Annotated in this window: 19 protein-coding genes; 7 read left to right on the forward strand and 12 right to left on the reverse strand. The window is 52.4% G+C overall.

Going from position 1 to position 21810, the window contains the following annotated elements; translation table 11 throughout:
- Positions 1-3: 3 nt before the first annotated feature.
- On the reverse strand, positions 4-960 hold the full coding sequence (locus DFQ01_RS03145) for a YhcN/YlaJ family sporulation lipoprotein (RefSeq protein WP_110042436.1): 957 nt from the start codon (positions 958-960) through the stop codon (positions 4-6).
- 676 nt (positions 961-1636) lie between these two features.
- Between DFQ01_RS03145 and DFQ01_RS03150 the strand changes: the two genes are divergently transcribed.
- The 5 genes from DFQ01_RS03150 to DFQ01_RS03170 all read left to right on the forward strand — a co-directional run bounded on the left by DFQ01_RS03150 (position 1637) and on the right by DFQ01_RS03170 (position 6560).
- Complete coding sequence (locus DFQ01_RS03150; protein WP_342769977.1) at positions 1637-2170, forward strand: MarR family winged helix-turn-helix transcriptional regulator; 534 nt, start codon at positions 1637-1639, stop codon at positions 2168-2170.
- Between the two features lie 94 nt (positions 2171-2264).
- Positions 2265-3722 (forward strand): aryl-sulfate sulfotransferase, encoded by a 1458-nt coding sequence (locus DFQ01_RS03155; RefSeq protein ID WP_110042437.1) that lies wholly within the window; start codon positions 2265-2267, stop codon positions 3720-3722.
- 80 nt (positions 3723-3802) lie between these two features.
- The gene (locus tag DFQ01_RS03160) at positions 3803-4861 is read left to right on the forward strand and encodes an ABC transporter substrate-binding protein (protein ID WP_110042438.1); all 1059 of its coding nucleotides are present in this window, start codon (positions 3803-3805) and stop codon (positions 4859-4861) included.
- 98 nt (positions 4862-4959) lie between these two features.
- Positions 4960-5778 carry an ABC transporter ATP-binding protein gene (locus tag DFQ01_RS03165; protein WP_110042439.1) on the forward strand — a complete coding sequence of 273 codons (819 nt, stop codon included), beginning with the start codon at positions 4960-4962 and terminating at the stop codon, positions 5776-5778.
- Complete coding sequence (locus tag DFQ01_RS03170) at positions 5775-6560, forward strand: ABC transporter permease (protein WP_110042440.1); 786 nt, start codon at positions 5775-5777, stop codon at positions 6558-6560. Before DFQ01_RS03165 ends, DFQ01_RS03170 begins: the two co-directional genes overlap by 4 nt.
- A 42-nt stretch (positions 6561-6602) precedes the next feature.
- Here the strand turns inward: DFQ01_RS03170 and bioB are convergent, their stop codons facing one another.
- Together bioB and DFQ01_RS32065 are read right to left on the reverse strand one after the other, a co-directional pair.
- Positions 6603-7580 (reverse strand): biotin synthase BioB, encoded by a 978-nt coding sequence (bioB, locus tag DFQ01_RS03175; RefSeq protein WP_110042788.1) that lies wholly within the window; start codon positions 7578-7580, stop codon positions 6603-6605.
- Positions 7581-7801: 221 nt separating this feature from the next.
- Complete coding sequence (locus DFQ01_RS32065; protein WP_110042441.1) at positions 7802-8017, reverse strand: immunity protein Imm33 domain-containing protein; 216 nt, start codon at positions 8015-8017, stop codon at positions 7802-7804.
- Between the two features lie 51 nt (positions 8018-8068).
- Between DFQ01_RS32065 and DFQ01_RS03185 the strand changes: the two genes are divergently transcribed.
- Together DFQ01_RS03185 and DFQ01_RS03190 are read left to right on the forward strand one after the other, a co-directional pair.
- The gene (locus DFQ01_RS03185; RefSeq protein WP_110042442.1) at positions 8069-8524 is read left to right on the forward strand and encodes a MarR family winged helix-turn-helix transcriptional regulator; all 456 of its coding nucleotides are present in this window, start codon (positions 8069-8071) and stop codon (positions 8522-8524) included.
- Positions 8525-8586: 62 nt separating this feature from the next.
- A complete protein-coding gene (locus tag DFQ01_RS03190) occupies positions 8587-9927 on the forward strand; it encodes an MFS transporter (protein ID WP_110042443.1) in 1341 nt (446 codons plus the stop codon).
- A 174-nt stretch (positions 9928-10101) separates the two neighbouring features.
- Here the strand turns inward: DFQ01_RS03190 and DFQ01_RS03195 are convergent, their stop codons facing one another.
- The 9 genes from DFQ01_RS03195 to DFQ01_RS03235 all read right to left on the reverse strand — a co-directional run bounded on the left by DFQ01_RS03195 (position 10102) and on the right by DFQ01_RS03235 (position 21810).
- Positions 10102-10386 carry a DUF6171 family protein gene (locus DFQ01_RS03195; RefSeq protein WP_110042444.1) on the reverse strand — a complete coding sequence of 95 codons (285 nt, stop codon included), beginning with the start codon at positions 10384-10386 and terminating at the stop codon, positions 10102-10104.
- 9 nt (positions 10387-10395) lie between these two features.
- Positions 10396-11883, reverse strand: coding sequence for an alpha-N-arabinofuranosidase (locus DFQ01_RS03200; protein WP_110042445.1), 1488 nt, complete (start codon positions 11881-11883; stop codon positions 10396-10398).
- A 39-nt stretch (positions 11884-11922) separates the two neighbouring features.
- A complete protein-coding gene (locus DFQ01_RS03205) occupies positions 11923-12918 on the reverse strand; it encodes an endo-1,4-beta-xylanase (RefSeq protein ID WP_110042446.1) in 996 nt (331 codons plus the stop codon).
- Positions 12919-13176: 258 nt separating this feature from the next.
- Positions 13177-13404 (reverse strand): VOC family protein, encoded by a 228-nt coding sequence (locus DFQ01_RS31485; protein WP_245946497.1) that lies wholly within the window; start codon positions 13402-13404, stop codon positions 13177-13179.
- A gap of 424 nt (positions 13405-13828) precedes the next feature.
- The gene (locus DFQ01_RS03215) at positions 13829-16099 is read right to left on the reverse strand and encodes a glycoside hydrolase family 95 protein (RefSeq protein ID WP_110042447.1); all 2271 of its coding nucleotides are present in this window, start codon (positions 16097-16099) and stop codon (positions 13829-13831) included.
- 315 nt (positions 16100-16414) lie between these two features.
- On the reverse strand, positions 16415-17317 hold the full coding sequence (locus tag DFQ01_RS03220; RefSeq protein ID WP_110042448.1) for a carbohydrate ABC transporter permease: 903 nt from the start codon (positions 17315-17317) through the stop codon (positions 16415-16417).
- A 13-nt stretch (positions 17318-17330) separates the two neighbouring features.
- A complete protein-coding gene (locus DFQ01_RS03225) occupies positions 17331-18257 on the reverse strand; it encodes an ABC transporter permease (protein WP_245946535.1) in 927 nt (308 codons plus the stop codon).
- Between the two features lie 146 nt (positions 18258-18403).
- Entirely contained in the window at positions 18404-20131 is a 1728-nt protein-coding gene (locus DFQ01_RS03230; protein WP_110042450.1) for an ABC transporter substrate-binding protein, read from the reverse strand.
- 140 nt (positions 20132-20271) lie between these two features.
- Positions 20272-21810 (reverse strand): response regulator transcription factor, encoded by a 1539-nt coding sequence (locus DFQ01_RS03235; protein WP_110042451.1) that lies wholly within the window; start codon positions 21808-21810, stop codon positions 20272-20274.

Consider the following 21810-nt stretch of genomic DNA (forward strand, 5'->3'; position numbering starts at 1 on the left):
TGATTATCGGTGAGTGTCGACCTTCACAGGGAAGATACGGTCAACCATGGCATTGAATTCAGCGACGAATCCTTGGATCGGATGGCCAGCCTTCACATCGTCCCAGTAGCCATTCATCCGGTCGACGAAGTCTGGGTTAGCCGAAATGTACACATGCTCGACGCCAGGTGACAGTCGTTTGACCTCAGCAGCAATGCTGTTCTTCACCTGATCCGTAAGCTCCATATCCGCGCTGGCTGCAGCACCACCGCTGCGTGCGTGATACAAACCGCCGTCATTGTACATATTGTTATTCGAATAAGGGCGATAGTTGTTTGTGCTGTACGTTCCATAATTCGGTGAACCCGTCGTACCACCGTTGCCCATCATATTGGGTACGCTGTTCATGCCGCTCGCGCCTTTGTAGGCGTGCTTCTTGTTGCTTAGTCCCATTACCCGATAACCCAGACGACCTGTACGGTCGATATCGGTATTGTTCATGATCTTGCCATCGAATGCAGCGCTTGGCGAAGGCGTGGAAGGAAGCGGCTTGCTGCCATATCCATTGCTGTTCAGGCCAAGGCTTTTACTTTGCAGCGTACTCGAACCGCCAGGGCTGACGCCATCATGGAGAGTTACCGCAACATATGCATTGTGGTTCGTCAGCATCACTTTGGCGCTCTTGACGATTTTTTTCGCTGCGAGACTGTCTGCGATGTTTTGGCTCATTTCCAAGCGGTAGTTATCATGGATGCCAACAATGTTGTTGCTGTGCTGACGCTGGATATTGACGCGGTTGATCTCATTCATCTGATCGTTCGTGAACTGTTTGCTAATAATCGGGTTCCCCATCATATCGTAACGGACGCTTTGCTGCTGGATTGGATGACGGTTACCCAGATCACCTTGATTCGCCGCACATCCCGCCAGCATGGTACCAAGCGCGATAGAGGCGGCAATTATCTTGAACTTCTGCTGCATCGTACTCCTCCATTCCGATATTCGAAATAAGAAACAGCTTTTCTTTCGCCTTTATCGTGTGTCGCAAGCGGTACCTATATGCTAGTAGCCGTTTGGAGAAATGGGGACTTTGTGCTTTGCGCACCGAATAGGTAACGAGTTATTGTGCAAAATACAAAAACATGACCAGTTGCCTGTTGGCATGCTATCGAGCGTGGACTTCCGCTTACTCTGGTTCAATTTGCCTGCAGCTCTAACGATCGCCGCAGTGCTTAATCCGCCCCAAATACAACCTATTATTTTCTAACGGTTGCAGCAGCGCTTACTAAAGCTAATTGATGATCGAAACCATACAATCGGCTCTACTAGCCTCTCTGGCAACCGTTAGGTTAGTCAGATACGTGGTTTATAACGAAATAGCCGCTGTGATAACCGTTAGGCGTTAATCTTGGATTCTAGGCCTGTCGTACAAATTGGTACGACTTTTTTTATTTTACCCACTTGACTGGTAGGAATTATTGGATTATTATCAACTCAAGATATTTCAATGCTCATTAATTTAGCGTTGAAGCAATTTCATATCGCCGATTGGATAACCAAAGGCCCCAACGATTCCCGTGCTACGACTACGGGTTTATGTTGCGGCCTTTTTTTTGGTACGACCGAACAAACTGGGTACCAAGGAAAGGAGCGCATAGTGAGCATCGAGAGGTTTCAGCTAGAGGAAATTGATTGGTTATTCCGGCGGATGGTCCGGAAATTCATCAAGGAACGCGACAAAGTTACAGTCGAGGGCATTACGCTCCCCGGTATTCTCATCCTGCAAAAGGTTATGCGAGACGGGGAACAAAAGCTGGGCGATCTCGCTGAGGAGCTTGATCTGACATCCGGCGCAATTACGGCGCTGTGCGACAAGCTGGAGAAGAAAGGCTTCGCCTTACGGCGTCGACTGGAGACTGATCGCCGGACAGTTATGCTCGACATCACAAGCGAAGGACGCAGCATGCTCATTCGCAATCGCGATGTCGGACAGAACAGCATTTCGCTTCTATTCGGCAGTTTCTCGCAGCAAGAACTGGATGCGCAGAAAGCAGCCTTCACCCAGATCACCAGCAATTTGGAGGGCTACGCCGACAACATTATGAATCTCGTAAAGCAAAACGCAGAACAGCCAAGCAGCAATAAGCCGGCACGCGAAGTACCGACGAAGAGCAATTTCTTAAGCTATTAATCTATCATTCAAAGCGAATGCTTCCGATGCGAGTTATTTGCTTACAGGCAGATTACTCGGGAAGCAGCGCAAATAACTTTTAGGAGCGATTACTATGGGACACCCTACTATTTATCCGACGGGCGCTACCGTCTACCTGCCAGAGAAAGCTTGGAGCGGCTACACGATTTTCCAGGCTGCACAAGTTGGCGCACTGCTGATTGACATGAACGGCAAAGAGGTTCATCTGTGGAAAGGACTCCGCGGCTTCCCGAACAAAATCCTGCCAGGCGGCTACGTGACCGGCAGCACGAAGGAACGCGATCCGAAATACGGCTTCCAGGACGAAGCGAACCTTGTCCAAGTGGATTTCAACGGCAATATCGTCTGGAAATTCGACCGTTACGAGCATATCAGTGACCCCGGCTATGAGCCGGAATGGATGGCGCGTGCCCACCACGACTATCAGCGCGAAGGCAATCCGGTAGGCTACTATGCACCAGGTCAAGAGCCGCAAACGAACGGCGGCAAGACACTCATTCTGGCGCATCGCAATGTACGCAAGCCGGAAATCTCCGATAAGCTGCTGCTCGATGACACCATCATCGAAGTCGATTGGGAAGGCAATATCATCTGGGAATGGGCAGTCAGCGACCACTTCGAGGAGCTGGGCTTCGACGAAGCAGCGAAAAACGTGTTGTTCCGTGACCCGAACGGTCGCCACTTCGGCAACGACACCGGCGGTGACTGGATGCATATCAACTCCGCCTCGTGGGTTGGCCCGAATAAATTCTATGACGCTGGCGATGAGCGCTTCCATCCGGACAACATCATCTGGGATGCACGTGAATCGAACATTATCGGCATCACGGACCGCCGTACAGGCAAAATCGTCTGGCAGCTCGGCCCTGACTACTCCAAGCCTGAAGTGAAGCATCTCGGCTGGATTATCGGCCAGCATCATGCACACATCATTCCACGCGGTCTGCCGGGCGAAGGCAATCTGCTCGTATTCGATAACGGCGGCTGGGGCGGCTACGGCCTGCCAAACCCTGCATCGCCATACGGTCAGAAGAACGCAGTGCGCGACCACTCCCGTATTCTCGAGATCAACCCAGTAACGCTGGAGATCGAATGGCAGTATACGCCGACGGAAGCTGGCTTCATGCAGCCGCTTGACTCGTACCGGTTCTACAGCCCTTATATCAGCTCGGCACAACGCCTGCCGAACGGCAACACGCTTATTACAGAAGGGGCAGACGGCCGCATCTTCGAAGTGACTCGCGAGCATGAGCTCGTGTGGGAATATATCTCTCCTTATAAAAATAAAATCACCGCCAACATGGTCTATCGCGCCTATCGCGTGCCTTACGAGTGGGTTCCGCAGCTCGAGAAGCCGCAGGAGCAGGCGATCGTTCCGATCGACGTCGCTGATTATCGCGTGCCTGGCTCCGCGCCAAGAGGCGCAGCTTCCGTTGTCGAAATCGATGGAACGCGTTCCTTCGATGAGGGTGCCTTCTGCGTAGCGAGCACGGATGAAACATCGGGCTCCAGCCAAGGTTCGCAAGAATAATAGATTCAAGCAAATACGCGTTCCCGCCCGTCCATCGTGACGGGTGGGGTTACGCTACATTTTACAGGGGGGACCCTACGATGAAATTAACGAGAAAACGTTCCACATACAGCCTGCTTCTTATTACGGTAATGATTGCTGCCCTGCTCAGCGCATGCGGCAAGGATGAGGCGAAATCGACAAGCGCAGCCGACTCCAATGACACTTCTGCTCAATCGTCGGATGCGAATTCCGATCCGATCTCGATCAAAATCGCAGATATTATCTCCAATCCGGTGTTCCGCATCGCGAAGACGCAAGGCTTCTTCGACAAATATGGCATTGACGCACAAATCGTCACGTTCGCAACACCCGCAGAGGGCATTAACTCCCTCTTCATCAAGCAAGCCGATGTCGCATTTGGCGCAGACTTCCCTGTTCTGAACGCAGTAAGCAAAGGCGACTACTCGGTCATCGCAGCAACCGGTACGAATACGGATATCGCAGCAGCGCAATGGAAGCTATTCGTCGGTCCCGACATCCAATCGGCTGCCGATCTGAAGGGCAAGAAGCTCAGCACATTACGAGGCACGTTCCTGCCTTATCTATGGGATGAATATTTGAAAGAAAACGGCGTTGCAGCTGCGGATACGAAGCAGATCGGCCAAGGCGGCTACGACGAGGCATATGTGGCGTTGAAGAAAGGTGAAATCGATGCGACTTGGGTCGTCGGCTCAGCGATGGTCGAGAAGTTCACTGCGATTGAAGGCGTACATGAGCTTACGGATATGTCGAAGACGAGTGTTCGAATTGGCGGCGGCATTATCGCGCCAAACAGCTTAGTCAAGGAGCATCCGACGGCGGTAGCGAACTTCCTCCGTGCAATTGACGAAGCTACGAAATTCATCACAGACAATCCAGAGAAAACAGCTGACATTTTGTTCGAAGAAGTGAAGCAGCCGAAGGAATCGACGCTCCGCGACCTGCCAACGAACAATTGGGAAATCGGCTTCAAGCAGGAGTCGTTCGACAGCTTGTCCAGCCAGAAGAAATATATGATCGAAGCAGGCATTATTAAAGACGACTTCGACCTTGCGAGCAAAATCAGCTTAGATCCAATCAAGCAAGCCGCGCCAGATCGCGTGACCTACGGTAAATAAGCGTATGCCAAATTGCTAAGTGTGCTTTCGATGCAAGCAATTTACTTACAGGCAGTAGTTCGAAGAAGATAGCAAATTGCTTTTAGGAGGAACATCTCATGTCTGCTAACGCCAGCGCTAATGCGCATACAGCTTCCAACACGATCACGATCGAGCGGTTGAACAAAAGCTATGCTGACCTTAAGCCCGGCAGCATCCACTACATTATTAAAGACATTGACCTTGTCATTAAAGGCGGCGAATTCTTCGTCCTTCTCGGACCAAGCGGCTGCGGCAAGTCGACGTTGCTGAACATCATCGCAGGCTTCGTGTCCAAATCCGGCGGCAACCTCCGCGTCGGTGACGAAGAGATCAGTAAGCCAGGCCGGGAGCGCGCTGTCGTATTCCAGCAGGCGGACTCCTCCCTATTCCCTTGGCTGACCGTACGCCAGAACGTTGAATTCGGACTCAAAATGAAAAAGATGCCGAAGGAGCAGCGGCGTGCAATCTCCGACAAGTTCATTCGTCTCGTTGGCCTGTTCGGCCACGAGAACAAGTTCCCACGCGAGCTGTCCGGCGGGATGAAGCAGCGCGTGCAGCTGGCTCGCGTGCTCGCTAACGATCCATCCATCCTGCTCATGGATGAGCCGTTCGGCGCGCTCGACGCAATGACACGCCGCACGATGCAGAAGGAGCTCAGCCATATTTGGCAGGAGACGAACAAAACGGTTATTTTCGTCACGCACGATATTCAGGAAGCGCTTCTGCTCGGCGGACGAATTGCTGTTATGTCACATGGGCCGAACGCCCATATTTCCGACATTTATGATGTTCCGATGGGATACCCTCGCGATGCTTCACTGCCGGAGTTCCAAGCGCTGCACCGGACGATCCAATCCCACTTCGACGCTGAGCTGGAAGGAACGATGTATCCATGAAACCAACAAGCATCCTACACCGCAAATGGTTCACCGTCCCGCTCCTCTGGGTATTCGCGATTGTTGCGTGGCAGATCGGCGCGTGGATCTACGGTCCGGAGATTATCCCGGGTCCGGTTGCAACATGGAAAGGGGCGCAGGAGCTGCTCGAAGACGGCTCGCTCGTCAAATATATCGGCGTCAGCTTCTATCGCGTATTCCTCGGCTGGGCGCTTGGCAGTCTGCTCGCCATTCCGATCGGTCTCATTATCGGCAGAGTAACTGCGATCCGCGTGTTCGCAGAGCCATTCCTGAACTTCATTCGCTTCATTCCGCCGATTGCGTTCATCACGCTGTTCCTCGTCTGGTTCGGTATCGGTGAGCAATCGAAGATCGCGCTCATCATGTACGCGACGCTGTTCATCGTTATGATGAACACGTTGACTGGCGTATTGTCGGTTGAAGAGGACAAAATCCGTTCCGCCCGCAGCATGGGCGCATCGGAATGGCAGATTCTCGTCCATGTTGTCATTCCAGCGACGACACCATATATTTTCACCGGTATCCGATTAGCGATGGGTACGTCCTACATGGCCATTATCGGTGCCGAGATGATCGCCGCGAACGAAGGCGTCGGCTTCCTCATCTGGAATTCCCGCTTGTTCTTCCGCACCGACTGGATCTTCGTCGGCCTCATCAGCCTTGGCTTGATGGGTTTCCTGACCGACCGACTGGTTGGATGGATCGGACGCAAGACGCTGTACCGGTACGGCGTCATCAGTTCAGCGCCGGTTAGGCGATAATGAGGTAGAAGCCCTGCCAAGTGATTTGGCAGGGTTATTTTGTCACAGGGCATTCAACTCGATCTCGAAGCCTAAATCCTCAATCATCTGGTGATCTGTCGTGATCTCCTGCCCCGCCGTCGTTAGGTAGTCGCCGACGAAGATGGAGTTGGCTGCGTATAACGCCAGCGGCTGCAGCGTGCGAAGGTTCACTTCCCGTCCTCCCGCTACGCGAATTTCTTTGGACGGGCAGATCAGCCGGAACAACGCCAGCACCTTCAACGCCTTCATGGCTGGCGTGCGTCCCGCGTTCTCAAGTGGCGTACCTGGAATCGCATTGAGAAAGTTTATTGGAATCGAGTCCGCATCAAGCGCTCGAAGCGCCAAGGCCATCTCGACAATTTCTTCGTTCGTCTCGCCCATCCCAATAATGACGCCTGAGCAAGGCGACATGCCGCTCCGCTTGACCTGCTCCACCGTATCCACGCGTTGATCGTATGTATGCGTTGTCGTGATGGACGAGTAGTTGGATTTGCTCGTGTTCAGATTATGATTGTATCGATGAACACCCGCGTCCGCGAGGCGCTTAGCCTGATCGCCCTTCAGAATGCCAAGGCATGCACAAATCTTCAGCGGCATCGTTGCACGAATTTCCTCAACGGCGGACACCACCTGATCGAGCTCTCTTGGTGTTGGACCTCGGCCCGAAGCGACGATGCAATACGTCCCGGCCTTGCGAGCCATCGCTTCGCGCGCCCCGGCCAGCAGTGTCTCTCGATCCAGCAGCGAATACTTCTGCACGGGCGCAGTCGACACGATCGATTGCGAGCAATAGCCGCAGTCCTCCGGGCAGAGCCCGCTCTTCGCGTTAATGATCATGTTCAGCTTCACTTTGGTGCCGTAATAATGCCTCCTCACTTGAAAAGCCGCCTGCAGCAGCGGAAGCATCTGATCGTGATGCGCATCAAGGACGGTCAGCCCTTCTTCTAATGATAGACACTCCCCGCGAAGCGCCTTGTCCGCAAGCGACTGCCAATCCATTATGTTGTTTATCGCTTGGATGATCATCATCTCCTATGAATTCGGTTGAATTATATGTTAACCGTAAATTTCGTAATATTGGTTAACATATAGCTGCGACTAGTTTATCAGACCGCCTCAAGAGACGTAAAGACAATTTTTAGGACACAACAAAAAAGCCCGAATGCCTTATGAAGGCGATTCGAGCCAATCCCAGTCAACCGTTGACCTACTTCAATTCCTCAAGTACGCCTCCCAATCGTAATCATCGATTTCTCAAACTTGCCGGTGTCCAAATTACGCTCAAACGCACACAGCGGTTGTTCATCAATAAATGCCAACAAGGAGTTGTCAAAGTTCAGCGCCACTCCAAGCGAAATGCACTGGAATTTCGAAGAGTCCTCATTGTCTCCTTCGGGCTCGTAGCCGCTAAACAGCGTCCAACTACCGACCGTCATTTACTTGCTATAACATACATGTTATAACATATATATTAGAGGGGGCTTTCGATGAAGCTGGATAATCATATTGGTTTTCTTCTGACGAAGACGCTTCGCCAATTGAATTGTGTGTTTAACAGTGAGTTCAGCCACTACGGCATCACAAGCGAACAATGGTCCTTGCTCAAGCGACTGACCGAACAGGAAGGCAGCAGCATCAAGGATCTTGCCCAAGCAGTCGAGAAGGATCAAGCGAACGTGACAAGAATTGTCGACGTGTTGGAGAAACGGGGACTCGTCAAACGGAGCGCCAATCCGGATGATAAACGATCGACTTTGATCTATTTTACGAATGAAGGAAAAGAGCTTACCGCAAGCCTGGCCCCTACCGATGAGAAGGTGCATCAGATCGCGGTCGATGGTCTGACTGAACAGGAAATTGCGCAATTCTCCCAGGTTCTTGCGAAGATCCATCAGAATGCGCATCAATATTTGAACATAGCGAAAAATAAAGAGAGCAACTAGCTTAATTCTCATACGGACAATGGAATGCCCGCAGCTAGAGCGTCGTAGAGAGGGAAATTACAATGAACGACAAAGTTGTCATGCCGATCTGGATGTTTGGTGTGTTTATCGTCATTATGAACACCACCATGTTTAACGTATCGATTCCGAGCATCATTCAAGATCTTAACATTACCGCAGACCTCGGGTCGTGGATTATCTCCAGCTACTCGATCGGGTACGCCTTATCGACGGTCATCTACAGCCGGTTATCCGACAGCATTCCGCTGCGGAAGCTGCTGCTGGTCGGATTGACCATTCTTGGCTTGTCCTCGGTCATCGGCGTCTTCGCACACAACTTCAGCATGCTGCTGACGGTGCGGATCCTGCAATCCGCAGGCGCGGGAACGATGGCCGGTCTCGGACTCGTCATGGCAAGCCGCTACATCCCGTACAATCGTCGGGGCAGAGCGATTGCGATGATCTCAACAGGCAGCGCGATGGCATTCGGATTTGGTCCGATCATTGGCGGCGTGATTGGCGAATATATCGGCTATAACGGATTGTTCGCAGTGACTTGTCTCATTCTGCTCGTCCTTCCTGTGCTGATGAAGCTGCTTCCGAAGGAAGAGCCAAAGCCGGGTCATTTCGATGTGATTGGTGCTGCTTTGACGATTGTGAATGCCGCTTCCCTGCTGATCGCCGTCATGCAGCGTTCCTTGTACTGGTTCGTCGGCAGCATCCTTTCGATTGTGCTCCATGCTTGGTACATGAAGAAGGTGAAGAAGGAAACGTTCATCAACCCGAAGCTTTTTGCCAAAAAAGATTACCGCAAGCTGACTGCGATCGGCTTCTGCATCCTGGTACTTAATCTGGGCAATCTGTTCCTCATGCCGCTCGCGCTTGCCAATCTGTCGCATGAGTCTACCTTAACGATCGGGCTTACGATTGCGCCTGGCGCTATCCTGTCCGCACTGTTAGGCCGCTTCGTCGGCCGCTGGATTGATCGATATGGCAATATTCGCTTCCTGCTTATGGGGCATGTAATATTAGCCATCGTATTGGCCGTATTCTCGTTTGCTGTAGAGGTATCGCCGATGGTCATTTTGTGCGGGTACTTGTTGTTCTCGCCGTCATTCTCCGCGACGTTGTCTTCCTTGAACAATGAAACATCCAACATCCTGCCGAAGCAGTTGATCGGTTCGGGGATGGGATTGATGCAGCTCATTCAATTTTTCGGCGGCTCCATCTCGGTTGCGGTATGCGGGTTGATCCTTACGACGCAGAAGAGCATTCCGCTCGGTTTAGCTTATGAGCATGTGTATCGTGTATTGCTTGTCGTATGTCTGCTTTCTATGACGGTGGCCGTATGGTACAAGCTGTCTGCGAGCAAAGCAGACAATCTCGCGCAAGCGACTGCTTAACCTACAAAAACCTGCCAAGGCTTCAATACGACTGCTTCGGCTGATGCGAAGCATCGAACAGGACAAGGTAAACACACTTATTCGTACCTGGAATTCAAAACAAGGCATACCGCCATCGGCGGTATGCCTTGTTCTCTTCTCGATCTCCTAACGCTCAGCCCGTCTTGCTCCCGCCTACACAACCGCCTGCCACAAGCCTCCGCCCGGAAGCGGGCAGCCGCGCTGCTTCAGCTTGGCGACCACGGGGATGATACAGCCGCAAGCTTGACAGGTGACGCCGCTCACCAGCTTCGGACAAGCGGCGCATGCCGCGATCCGCTGCTCATAGATCTCATCCGAGACGACCAGCTCCGGCGACGAGAACATCGGACTCGCCAACAGCCGCTGAATTTGAGCATCGGTCACCTTGTACTCCTCGCGGCAGCCCTTGCAGCCTGCGTCTCCCGTCGTTCGGTTCATCGCGGCCCGTTACGCAAGCGCGAGCGTCGTGACCGACATTGCCGGAAGCGAGACCGTCAGCACGCCGTCCTTAATCGAGAACTCCGTGAAGGCTATAGGCTTCACGTTGTCTGGCTTCGCAAACGTATTGTGCGCATCAATCTTGTCCGCTGTAATCGTCGTGCCCGTTACCGAAAGCGATTCGCTCGCCAGACCGCGAAGATCGATCGATACTTCGGCGGATGCCAGGTGGTTCAGATGGCACAGACTGATATGGATCTTGCCCGCGCCGTCCTTCGACGCCGTCGACGTGACAGCCGGAATCTCGCCTTGGCCTTCGAAGCTGTAGGCGCCGCCGTCCAGCGTCAGATCAATCCGCTCCGCATCTTGGTGCACCTTGTACATGTCGAACACATGATACGTCGGCGTCAGAATCATTTGGTCACCCTCGGTCAGAATGACCGCCTGCAGCACGTTGATCGTCTGTGCGATGTTCGCCATTCGGACCCGTTCGTTATGCTTGTGGAAAATATTGAAATTAATGCCCGCCACGAGCGCATCGCGCAGCGTATTCTGCTGGTAGAGGAAGCCCGGCACCGTGCCCGGCTCGACATCGTACCACGTTCCCCACTCGTCGACGATAAGACCAATCCGTTTGGACGGGTCAAATTGGTCCATAATGGCGCTGTGGCGCGTGATGAGCTCGTCCATGAACAGCGTTTTGCGCAGCGTCTCGAACCATTCCGCCTCGGTGAAGCCGGTCGCAGCTCCTTTGTTCTCCCATAAGCCCGGCACCGTATAGTAGTGAACCGTAATGGAATCCATGAAGCGATGCGCCTCGCGCATGAGCACTTCCATCCAGTTGTAATCGTCCCCATTAGGACCGCAAGCGATCCGGTGGATCTGGTTGCCGTCATAGTTCCGTACGTAGGTCTGGTATTGGCGATACAGATCCGCGTAATACTCCGGACGCATATTGCCGCCGCAGCCCCAGTTCTCGTTGCCGACGCCGAAGTATTTCACCTTCCATGCCTCAGCATGACCGTTCGCCGTACGAAGCGCCGACATCGGCGATTCGCCTTGGAACGTCAGGTACTCGACCCACTCGGACATTTCTTGAACCGTACCGCTGCCCACGTTGCCATTGATATATGGCTCGCATTCCAGTTGACGGCACAGCTCCATGAATTCATGCGTGCCAAAATGGTTGTTCTCGACCACGCCGCCCCAGTGCGTGTTGATCATCCGTTTGCGCGACTCGCGCGGGCCGATGCCGTCCATCCAGTGATACTCGTCGGCGAAGCAGCCGCCCGGCCAGCGAAGAACCGGAATCTTGATCTGCCTCAGTGCGTTCACGACATCGTTCCGGATACCGTTCGTGTTCGGAATCGCGGAATCTTCTCCTACCCAAATGCCTTCGTAAATGCATCTGCCGAGATGCTCGGAGAAATGGCCGTAAATATTGCGATCAATCGTTCCTCTGCCGATGTCGGCATTCAATATACCTTTCAGCGTCATGCTGTATACACTTCCTCTACTTAATTCGTATACGATCGATTAAGAACGCGCAACCTCCAGCACATTCCAATACGATTGCTTCGGCTGATGAGCCGTGTCGAACAGGAATGGCCAGTTCTTGCGGTCTCTGACCGGGAATCCATCGAGCCACGTATAATCATCGGCCGCTCCCCAGAACGTAACGGACGCTATATGCTCGCTATAATCTTTGAACACTTGGAAAAATTGCTTGTAGCGCTCAGCCTGCAGAGCCAGCATCTCTTCCGTTGGCGCAACTACGTCGGTACGGCGGTCATCGTGTCGGAAGACCGAGACGTCAAGCTCCGTAATATGCAGCTTTACGCCGAGACTTGCATATCGCTCGATCGCCTCGCGGATCTCATCGATATTCGGATGGTACAAGCTCCAGTGCGCCTGCAGACCGATGCCATGAATCGGCACGCCTTGATCGAGCAGCGACTTCACGAGCGTATAGATCTTTTCCCGCTTCGACGGGTCCGACTCATTGTAATCGTTATAGAACAACAGCGCGTTCGGATCGGCCGCGTGCGCATACTCGAACGCTTTCGCAATGAAATCCTCGCCAATGATATCGAGCCACTTGGACGGACGGAGCAGCTCCTCACCGCTGTCGGATACCGCTTCATTAACGACATCCCATGCGTAGATCTCGCCTTTATATCGCGATACAACCGTTTCGATGTGAGCTTTCAGACGGGCGAGCAGCGTATCGCGGTCCACCGTGCTTCCGTCCTCATTCGTGAACATCCATGGCGACGTTTGATTGTGCCATACGAGCGTATGACCTCTGACGCCCATACCGTTCGACTTCGCGAACGCCATCAATTGATCGGCAGCATCGAACGTATACTCATGCTCAGATGGATGCACACGCTCGAACTTCATCTCGTTCTCCGCCGTAACGCTATTGAAGTGATAGGCTAGCAGCTCGCGCTGCAGCTTGATGGTCCGCGGATTGACAGCCGCTCCGATTAAGAAGTGTTGCTGGAATGCCTCATGCAGCTTCGTATTCATCGTTATGCCTCCCTAGAGTTCTTGAACATGAATGACCTGCAAATCGTCTAGCTAACAGTCTAACGCCGCTAAAGACCCGCAACAACCCGACGAATCATGGTTTGATCCCCTACGATTTATAGATGAATGGGAGGGTTGACGACGACGCGAATTCAAACCGCCACAGCGATTGGTCATTTTTCTAAATAATAGCGATGTCATTTCATCTTTTTTGCAAGCAATCGCAGATCAACCTCTGCTCCGCAGGCTCATTCCTGCTCAACTCTCTATTGGAATCTCATGATAAAGCTCTATCAGCGTACCGGCCGGATCGCGGAAGTTCGCGCAGCGAATGCCGTAAGGCGTTGAAGTAGGAGTTAGCAGAAACTTCACCTTCGACTGCAATCGCTCATAGGATTGATCCACATCAGCGACTCGAAAGACGAGAACAACCCTATCGTTGAACGGATCTCCCTCCGAGTAAGCGCTTCCGATTGACTTCGCCATGTCCTGCCGATCATAGAGTGCCAGCGTTGTGCTGCCCGCCTTGAAGTGGCATACGTATCATTTTCCGTACCCCAAATCGCCTCGAACCCCATCACATCGCGGTAAAAAATGAAGCAATCTCTAAAACAATCCACCAGCAAACGTGTATGCGTCAATTCCATATCGAATCCTCCTTGGCCACTGCCCTAATCTTCTCCACAAAATTCCACATAAGTATATCGAATCCTTCTATCCTGCATCACCCGCCAAAATACAGCTTTATTCCCTGGGAAATGATATCATCTGCGATTATTTGCAAAGGGCCGAATAACCGAAGAAGCAGAGTGGTATGAGAATCACAGGCTGTTTATCCTTTATTGAAATAACAGAAAGCAGGGAACGAGCTGTTCCCTGCCCTGCTTGAAATACAAATCTAACCAGCGCGTCAGTCGGTTTCGCTCAACGAATAGCTCTGACCGGCCTTCACTTGTAACGTCCGGATATCTGCACCGACACCACGTACTCGACAGATTCCGTCGTGTGCCGCTCTGATGCTGGCAGACTTCATCCTGCCATCCTCCCACGCCATATCAACAGTGTATCCGCCGCGGGCTCGCAGGCCGCGAACATGTCCGGAAGGCCAAGCTGCAGGCAATGCCGGCAGCAGATGAACGATTCCGCCATGACTTTGAAGCAGCGCTTCCGCAATACCAGCGGTGCCGCCGAAGTTACCGTCGATTTGGAATGGAGGATGATTATCGAACAGGTTAGGCAAGGTCGAGTGAGCCAGCAAGGCCAGCACATTCTCATGAACTTTGCCACCATCCTGCAGACGGGCCCAGAAATTGATGATCCAAGCTCGGCTCCAGCCGGTATGCCCTCCTCCATTTGCAAGCCTGCGCTCCAACGTTACTCTCGCGGCTGCGGCGAGCTCTGGCGTTTCTTCCACGTTAAACTGTTCGCCAGGATATAAGCCGAATAGGTGGGAGATATGCCGATGGCCGGGCTCGATCTCTTCATAATCCTCCATCCATTCTTGAATCTGTCCATATCGGCCGATGGCCGGCTGCGGAATTCGATTCAATGCTCCCTTCAGCTCTGACTGGAATTGCGAATCCGTCCCCAATAAATCCGCACTCTCGATGCAAGCCGAGAATAGAGCATGAATAATCTGAAAGTCCATAGAGGCTCCTACGCACAATACGCCGGACTCTCCGTTAGGAAGCCTATACGTGTTCTCCGGCGACACCGAAGGACATGTCACGAGCTGTCCATTCGGCGCTTCAATCAAATAATCCAACAGGAAGATGGCAGCGTCTCGCATGGTCGGATAGGCCTTCTCGAGAAACCCTTTATCGCCGCTGTAAGCATAATGCTCCCACAAGTGCAGACACAGCCACGCAGCGCCCATCGGCCAGAACGAAGCCGGCATATAGATATCCTGCGGAGCCGTATCCGCCCAAACATCGGTGTTGTGATGGGCTGTGAATCCCCGGCAGCCATACATGACCTGGGCCGTAACGCGTCCTGGCTCTCGCATGCGTTCAATAAGTTCGAACAACGGGAGATGGCATTCGGCCAGATTACAATTCTCAGCCAGCCAATAATTCATCTCGGCGTTGATATTGATTGTATATTTGCTATCCCATGGCGGAAGGAAGCTGTCGTTCCATATGCCTTGAAGGTTCGCGGGCAGCGAGCCCGGTCTGCTGCAAGCGATAAGCAGATAGCGGCCATAATGGAAGTAAAGCGACACCAGGCCAGGGTCATCTTCTCCCTGCTGTACACGCTTCAGCCGTTCATCCGCAGGCAGCTCGTCCACCATGCTCGGCGAACCGTTTGATAGAATCAGCTCCACTCTATCGAACAGAGAGCGGTAATCCGCCACGTGTCGTTCCAGCAGCTCTGCATAGCTTCTCTGCGCAGCCGCATCCAACTGCCGCTTGCACAGTGCTTCGGGATCGTCAGAGCGGAACGTCGTTCCTCCCGCAATCAATAGCGTCACCTGATCAGCCTTATCCACGATCAGCTGCTCTCCGATCGTCCTACTGCTTCCGCCCTCTGCAGATGCTTTCAATACGCCGCGGAATTGACCGCCGCCTTCGCCTCCGCTGACGCCGCGCATGACCAGGCCATCCTGTCCCCAAGCTTCAATACGCTCCACGTAGCGATAATTCCCTCTATTGAAGCGCGCTTTGCAAGAAAGGCTGCCCGGCCGGTCAGCGGATAGACGAACAACTAGCACCTGATCCGGATAGCTGGAGAAATACTCGCGCGTGTAACGAATCTCATTGCAAACATAACTTACGGTGACGACTCCGCGATGAAGGTCCAGCTCACGTCTGTACTGCTGAACCTCTGCATCGTGGCCGCTGAAATAAAGATCCAAATCGCCGAGCGGCAAATAGTGACGCTGTGCTTCCGGCAATCCTTGCAAGGCCATTGCCGTCAGCTCCTGCGCCTCCGCTAACCTTCCTCCCATTAGTAATTCTCGAATTCTCGGAAGATTAGGCAAAGCATCCGGGTTATTCCGATCCCGTGGCCCCCCGTACCAAACGGAATCTTCATTCAGCTGAATTTTCTCGTGTCCGATTCTACCAAATACCATGCCGCCTAGACGCCCGTTGCCAATCGGAAGCGCCTCATTCCAATTCGCTGCATGCTGCTTATACCAGAGCTTCTTGCTTGGTTTATTGTCTACGGAAGCATGAGCCATTCCCTTCACATCTCCAATCTCGTAAGGTAAGCGCGCTAGATTTCATTGTCCCCAGATAGAGCTGCCGATCATAGTCTTCGACGTCAAACCTACTTGTTGCAAACGTTCTAAATATGCTTCTCTCAAATTGTAAGAGTTACACAAGGAGAAAACCACCTTGTAAGTTGTAGTTATCTAGTAGAATCGGCATTCGTAATGAATAGACGATTCTCTACATCGCCGTGATCGGAGCCTAAGAAAAAAAAAGCAAGAAGGGGCTGTCTAAAGCCTCCAACTTGCCTGCTTGGGCATTTCGTTAATGCCTATCTACGATCTCTACTCCTTCACGCTGCCGAGCTGCATGCCATGCACGAAATACTTCTGCAGGAACGGATACACGATGAGGATCGGCACGGATGCAACGATCGTAATAGCCGCTCGAATCGACATCGGGGTGACCATGTTGTGAACAGCGCCCGGATTGCTGCTATTTGCCACGGACGGGTTGCTGTTCGAGAGCGATGCAGAAGACAGCAGCTTCATAAGCTCATACTGCAGCGTGCTCAAGCTTTGCTTGGAGGACGCGTAGATGAACGTATCGAACCAAGAATTCCACTGCCCGACGGCGACGAACAGCGCCACGGTAGCGAGAACCGGCTGACAGAGCGGCAGAATAATCGAGAAGAATGTCCGGAAATCTCCCGCCCCGTCCACTCTGGCCGATTCGATCAGCCCTTCCGGCAGCGTCTGCATATAGGTTCGAATGACAATCATATTGAATGCGCTGATCAACCCAGGAATGACATAAACCCAGAAGCTGTTCAGAAGATGCAGATCCTTCATCAGGAAATAGCTTGGGATCAGTCCCGCATTGAAATACATCGTCAACACGATGAGGAGCGTAACCGGCTTGCGGAATACATACTCCCTGCGGCTGACCGCATAAGACAGCATGGAAGTCAGAAATAAACTGAGCACGGTAGCGATAACCGTTCTAGCCACCGATACCCAGAAGGCGTGATAGAGCGTTCCGCCCGCGAATACCGCCTTGTAATTCTGATCCGTCCATATGCGAGGCCATAGATAGATGCCTCCGCGGACCGTATCGTTGCCGGCGTTAAACGATACGGCCAGCGTATTCAGAAAAGGATAAAGCGTAACGACCGCAAGCGCGATCATGATGACGGCGTTGAACGTGTTGAAGACAACCGGTTCCAGCCGAAGCGTTCTCGTTCTCATCGGTTTGTCCCCCTCAAATCAATCGATCTTCGCCAAAGCGTTTGGCTATCGTGTTGGCTGCGAAGATCAGCGTAATGCTGACAACTGTCTTAAAGATGCCGGCGGCGGTTGCAAGCGAATAGTTGCCGATCTGCAAGCCGTATTTCAGTACGAAAATGTCAATCGTCTGCGACCAGTCAACGACGACGCCGTTGCCGAGCAGGTACTGCACTTCAAAGCCAGCGTCCATAATCCAACCGAGGTTCATGATCAGCAAAATAATGACGATCGACCGGATTCCCGGCAAGGTGATGTGAAGCATTTTCTTATATCGGTTCGCCCCGTCGATCTCCGCCGCTTCGTAAAGCGATGGGTCGATGGACGTGATAGCCGCTAAGTAAATAATCGCATTCCAACCCACTTCCTTCCATACGTGGGATGCGCCTACGATTCCCCAGAAGTAGTGCGGTTTGCTGAGCCACATGATCGGTTCGTGAATGAACCCCAGCTTCATGAGCACCACGTTAATGATGCCGCCGTCTACGGACAGCGCGTTCGCAACGATGCCTGTTACGATAATCCACGACAGAAAGTGCGGAAGGTAAGAGATGGTCTGTATCGAACGTTTGTACAGCTTATTCTTGATTTCATTGAGCAGGATGGCAAATACGATCGCCGTGACAAAGCCGGACACCATATTGATGAGGCTCATTCCGATCGTGTTGCGCAGTACCAACAGAAACGTATCGTCTTTGAATAGGAATTTGAAATGTTTGAAGCCAACCCATTCCTGCTGGGAGAAAGGTGTCCCAGGCCGCCATTTCTGAAACGCCATCGTCCAGCCCCAAATGGGGTAGTAAGCAAACAATAATACATATAACAGTATGGGCAGCGACATCAGCATCAGCTGCTTCTGGCCGCGCATCCGCTTGAATAGGGACGATTTTGGTGCGGCAGTCATCGCAGCAGCCGTCTTGGATGTTATGGCTTTCGGGGCGCTCGCCATCGTTCTCTCCTCCTGTCTCTTTTCCGGCAAGGACAGAAAACATCAGTTACGGAAAGCATCGGCGGTTTGCCAATGCTTTCCGCAACCTATCGTTTCCTTCGTTATTTGGTGGTCCAGTTCTGGATCCGCCATTGAATTTGCTCATTAATCCGGTCTTCGTACGCTTTCACGTTGATCTTGCTGTAAGCATTGACGTACTCATCCCAGACGGAGTCAAATTTGTCCGAGCTGGACATGATCGCCTTCGGCAAATACTTCAGCGTAGCGTCCGTCATTTGCTTGTTAGCTACCGACGCATCGGAGCCGTCGACCAAGTCGATCTGCCATGCCGGATAATAAACCGGGTTCTCCGGAGCCGGGGTGAAGAATTCCGTCCAAGTCTTATGCTTGTAAGCGTCGAGAATCTCTCTATCTTCAGGCTTAAGATTAGCGTAGAACTCCTCCGGCTGGCTGCCCGCATCCGTCGCATTGCCGTCGCTGTACGTGCCCTCCATCTTCGGTAAGTAACCCAAGAGCGCCTCGGCTTTGTTGGCAAGCTTCCAGGTCGTATCTTCCTGCTGCTTGCGCTGTTCCGGCGTGCGGGAGAACTTGCCGCTGGCATCCTTCTGGTAGTCGACGCCTTCTTCGCCCCATTGCAGCGTCTTCTGCCAGTCTTCGGTCATGATGTCGTTGAGGAACTTGATGATACGCTCTGGATCCTTCGCGTCTTTGCTGATGCCGAAGCCGTTGTTCAAGTTGATGACGCCGCGATCGTAGTAGTGGTCCGTGACGCCGTCGTATGTCAGCGGGAAGGCTACGTACGTATCAGCGATCTTGTTCTGAGTGACCAGCTCATTCTCGCCCTGCTGGAAGTTCCAGTGCTGGTCGAACATGCCGAGTACGCGGCCCGTAGCGATCTTCGCCAAGTATTGGTCATAGTTCTGTACGAAGGCTTCTTTGTCCATCAAGCCTTGGTTATAGATATCGTTGAGCTTCTTATAATAAGTCTTGGACATGTCCGCAGTCGCGAATACGGTAGCGACTCCGTTATCCACCACGACGCCGCCGTCGTTCGCGTGACCGCTCAGGTGCTCCGGCGCGTTGGTCAGCGGGAACGTGCGCCAATCATACGCGAGAGTCGTGAAGCCGATCGTTGGCTGGCCATCTTCCGTCGTGGGATGCTTCGCCTCATAGTCGCTGATAAGCTTGAAGTATTCGTCCAGCGTCTTCGGCGTCGGAAAGCCCGCTTCCTTGAGTACTTTCTTCTGAATCCAGAAGGCTGGGCCTTGATAAACGTTGCTATGCGTCTCTCCGGTGTAGGCGCCATAGTTCGGAAGCCAATAAATATGGCCGTCGCTGGAATCCTTCATCCGGTTCCAGTACGCCGCATAATGCTCTTTCAAGTTCGGCGCGTACTTCTCGATCAGATCTTCCAGCGGAATGACCGCTTTCGCCGTTACAAGCTTCGGATCGGCAGTGATGAGGTCCGGATATTCCCCGCCCGCGATCATAACGCCCAGCTTCTGCTGCAGGTCGCCGACCAGGAATTCCATATTCAGCGTCACGCCAAGCTCGTCCTTAATCTTCTTGTAAATCCGGTTATCTGCCGCCGGCGCCTGATTCGGCGAACCGATGAACGCCGAAATCGTAATCGGTTTCAAATCATCCGTTGCGGGTGCGGTTGACGTATCGCTGTTGTTTGAAGAGCTAGATGCCTCATTCGTCGCAGGTTCCTTGCTGTCGGAAGAATTGTTATCGCTGCTGCCGCCGCTGCAGCCAGCGAGCGCGAGACTAAGCGCAAGCCCGAGCGACAACGAACCCCACAGTTTCTTTCTGGTGACAACCCCCATGTATTACTCCTCCTCATGAATACATTTCGCATTTCTGTTTCCATTATGAGACAATGTATGCGCTTGCAACATAATCAGATTTAAGTTCTATCCCCCATCGTTTATGGGGTTTACGACCAATAGGCATCCATGTCGAGCGTTCACTTCTGGAATTGAAGCCTGTAATCAGAGGGCTTCATGCCAAGTCGTTTCTCGAACTGCTTCAAAAAATGCTGATAACCGCAATAGCCGAGCTCTTCGGCAATCGTCCACATGGCGCCTTCCGTCTCTCTGAGCAGCCGTGCCGCTTCTTCAATTCGAAGATCGTGAATGAATTCGAGAATGCCTTTGCCGTATTTGCGCGAGAACGACTGACCTAAGTAGACAGGATTGATATAGAAACGTTCCGAGAGCTCTTTAATCGTGAAGGTTGTCTTGAAATGATGACGCAAGAAATCGGATACTTTGGCAATCGTTCCGCTGTTCTGTTTGGCCCGCAAATCGAAAACAATGGACTGGCAATTCAAGCAGAACGAGGTTAAGGCTGTAGTCAATTGCTGTCGATTGCCGATAAGCTCTCCCGCCGTCAGCAAGCCCGTTTGTTTGAGCAGTTCATCATGATCGCCGCCCAGCGTCCTGCACACCGAAACACATTGCAAAACAACCTGCGTTACAAAGATGCCAACCAACTCGGGCAGCGTCATTCTCTCCTCAAAATTGCAGAATGCTTCCCGAATCGCGCCAGTAAGATCATCCGCGCTGCCGTTCTCCATTACATCAACAATGACGTCCGCCATCTTCAGCACCCCAGGATCGAAGGACAGCGTTTTACCTCTGATGTCCTCATAATGAACGATGGCAGTATCTCCGAAGAAAAGAAAACGTTCAGCCTCGACTGCAGAGCTGTAGCACTTGGACAAATCGTCCAGACTGTCGACGATGCACCCTACCGCCATTTCAATTCGTCCAGAGGTTGCGTTCTGCATAGCTGAAAGGAGCTGCTCTGCGAATGACCGGGTTACAATATCCTCAGACTTATTCAAGCCAACTACGATGCCGAATGAATCTCGAAAGCTATCGATCAGATAACAACGGTTTGTCCTTCCGGCCAGCCCTAGAGCTGCTTCGCGCGCACCTCTTGCACTCTCCGCATCCGTGCCTACATGGATATAGGTCCAATACGCATCACGAACGGTTAATTGTGCAAGTCTCCGTACTGCCGCCTGCTTCTCGTCCTCCTCTCCGCCGAAGAGCAGCGCCGACAGCCCCTGCCTGATCGTATAACGATCTGCACTTTCGCGAATGAACACGCGCCGTTCCCGTTCGCGCAGTTCTTTGTGCATCCGCTCCAGCATTTCATCGATCTCAGGTCCGACGACGGGCTTGGTCAAATACTCTTTTACACCTAAACGCATCGCTCGTTTCGCATAATCAAAATCGTCATATCCGCTAGTGATAACAAACAAAGTGGTGTGATTCCCTAAACGCCGCGTCTCCTCAATCAGTTCAAACCCATTCAATATCGGCATGCGAATGTCGGTAATAACCAGATCAGGAGGCTGATGGCGAATATGCTCGATCGCTTCTTCGCCGTTAAGACACATCCTATCAACTTGAAACCCCCGCTTCTCCCAATTGGCCAGCAGCTCCATTCCTTCAAGAGCGAGGGGCTCATCGTCAGCCAACACCACCTTATACAT

Origin of the sequence: Paenibacillus cellulosilyticus (genome assembly GCF_003182255.1) — a bacterium.
In the GTDB taxonomy this organism is placed as follows: Bacteria; Bacillota; Bacilli; order Paenibacillales; family Paenibacillaceae; genus Paenibacillus_T; species Paenibacillus_T cellulosilyticus.